This window comes from Neobacillus drentensis, assembly GCF_036966985.1.
Classification (GTDB): Bacteria; Bacillota; Bacilli; order Bacillales; family Cytobacillaceae; genus Neobacillus; species Neobacillus drentensis_E.
In genome coordinates this window covers 1-2,258 of record NZ_JBALSN010000249.1, presented here as the reverse complement: position 1 = coordinate 2,258, position 2,258 = coordinate 1, and the positions used below count along the sequence as shown (strand labels likewise).

2 protein-coding genes are annotated in these 2,258 nt (G+C 39.5%); both read left to right on the top strand.

Annotated elements, in window-relative coordinates:
- Nucleotides 1–97 precede the first annotated feature (97 nt).
- Nucleotides 98–1,096 carry an ABC transporter substrate-binding protein gene (locus V7659_RS16750; protein WP_144547100.1) on the top strand — a complete coding sequence of 333 codons (999 nt, stop codon included), beginning with the start codon at nucleotides 98–100 and terminating at the stop codon, nucleotides 1,094–1,096.
- Nucleotides 1,097–1,204: 108 nt separating this feature from the next.
- Nucleotides 1,205–2,227, top strand: coding sequence for an ABC transporter permease (locus V7659_RS16745; protein WP_335540956.1), 1,023 nt, complete (start codon nucleotides 1,205–1,207; stop codon nucleotides 2,225–2,227).
- Nucleotides 2,228–2,258 lie beyond the last annotated feature (31 nt).

Here is a 2,258-nt window from a genome sequence, read left to right as displayed (position 1 = left end):
AACTATTGATTTTCTTTGAAAAAAATACTAGAATAATTTTTAATATATTTAATTTTTCGAAAATTGATATTTTAGTATTTGAGGGGGATTTAGCTAGATGAAGAAAAATGGAAAAGTATTATCTATTGCTTTAGCAGGAATGATGCTGCTAGCAGGCTGTGGGAGTAAAGAATCCGCGGGCGGAACTGAAAAAGGTGGAGCGGATAAGGAGTTCAAAGTAGGTATTACTCAATTTGCACCACACCCATCTTTAGATGCTGCGACAGAGGGCTTTAAGAAGGCCCTAAAGGATAAAGGGATTAAGGTTAGCTTTGATGAACAAAACGCGCAAGCAGACATGAATAACACGCAAACAATTGCGAATAATTTTGTCGGGGACAAAGTAGATCTAATCTTTGCTAATGCTACGCCTAGTGCAACGGCTGCATTGAATGCTACCAAAGATATTCCGATTATCTTCACATCAGTGACAGACCCAGTGGGTGCTGGACTGGTAGAGGCTTTTGATAAACCAGGGAAGAACATTACTGGAACAACCGATAACCATCCAGAGGCAACGAAAAAGACAATCAGCTTTATAACGGACGAAGTGAAAGCGAAAAATGTTGGGGTCATCTATAACTCAGGGGAACAAAATTCAGTTGTTCAGGTGGAAGAAGTTGAAAAGATTGCTAAAGAGAAGGGTGCTAAACTAGTAAAAGTATCTGTTTCTACTACAGCAGAAGTGAAGCAAGCTTCAGAATCATTAGTTGGACGCGTTGATGCCATCTACATTCCTACTGACAACACTGTTGTAACTGCACTTGATTCAGTTATCGCAGTTGCAAACAGCAAGAAAATCCCGTTGTTCGTTGGTGAACTTGATTCCATGAAAAAGGGGGCGGTTGCCGCCAGTGGATTTAGCTATTACGATCTTGGCTATCAATCTGGTATCATGGCAGCTGACATTTTAAGCGGTAAAAAGAAAGCATCTGAAATTCCTGTCGAACTTCCTAACAGCTTAAAGCTTGTAATTAATAAGAAGGCTGCTGAAGCCCAAGGCTTAAAAGTCAATGATGCTTGGAGTAGTTTAGGTGAGTTTTACGAAGGTAATTAAATGATATTTTTCAAGGAGGAGCCTTCTTTTAGAAGGCTGCCTCTTTGTCACTACATAAAATATTGCATCTAAGACGGATGCTTTATGATAAAAGAAAGGATGATCTCAATGTTTACAGCCATATTTGGATCATTTGAAGCAGGTATCATCTACGCGATTATGGCACTGGGCGTCTATCTTTCCTTTCGTATTCTGGATTTTCCAGATTTAACGGTTGATGGGAGTTTTGTCACTGGAGCAGCGATTTCAGCAGTTATGATTGCGAATGGTACCGATCCATTTTTAGCTACAATTATGGCACTATTTGCAGGTTTTGCAGCAGGATGTATGACGGGACTTCTGCACACATTTGGAAAGATTAATAATTTGCTTTCCGGTATTTTAATGATGATTGCACTTTATTCAATAAATCTAAGAATTATGGGACGTTCCAACATCCCTTTATTAAATACAGATACAGCTTTTACGAAAATCAGTGGATTTTTTGAAAAGACAGGAATTGATGCATTCTTCAATAATATTCTTTCCATGGTCGGTCTCGGTGATAGCCTGCCGGAAACATGGGGAATTCTTCTTTTTATGATTATCGTTACATTTGTGATTAAATTCCTGACGGATTTGTTCCTAAGAACGGAAATTGGTCTTGCTGTTAGAGCAACTGGAGATAATAAACGAATGATTCGCAGCCTTTCTGCTAATACCAATCTTCTTGTTGTGTTTGGCTTAGGTTTATCTAATGCATTAGTAGCATTTTCGGGTGCTCTAATAGCCCAGCAAGGTGGATTTGCAGACGTAGGTATGGGAATTGGGATGATTGTCATTGGCCTTGCTTCCGTTATCATCGGTGAAGCCCTATTTGGTACAAAAACAATCGCTCGGACAACTCTTGCTGTGATTGGCGGTTCCATCATTTATCGAATCGTCGTAACGTTAGCCTTGCGTGTAGATTTCTTAGACCCTGGTGATATGAAGCTAATTACTGCACTTATTGTTATTATTGCACTTACTGCTCCAAAAATCATTGAAGGTTCTAAAGAGAAAAAGCGAAAAGCCCGACGAAGATCAGAGCGAAGGAATATCATCCAGGCGAATGCGGAAGTGAAGGGGGACAATCATGCTACACTTAAATGAAATTCATAAGATTTTTAATGAAGGGACTCCG

Coding starts and splice junctions, on each gene's coding strand:
- V7659_RS16750 (WP_144547100.1), top strand. CDS start 98: ATGAAGAAAAATGGAAAAGTATTATCTATTGCTTTAGCAGGAATGATG.
- V7659_RS16745 (WP_335540956.1), top strand. CDS start 1,205: ATGTTTACAGCCATATTTGGATCATTTGAAGCAGGTATCATCTACGCG.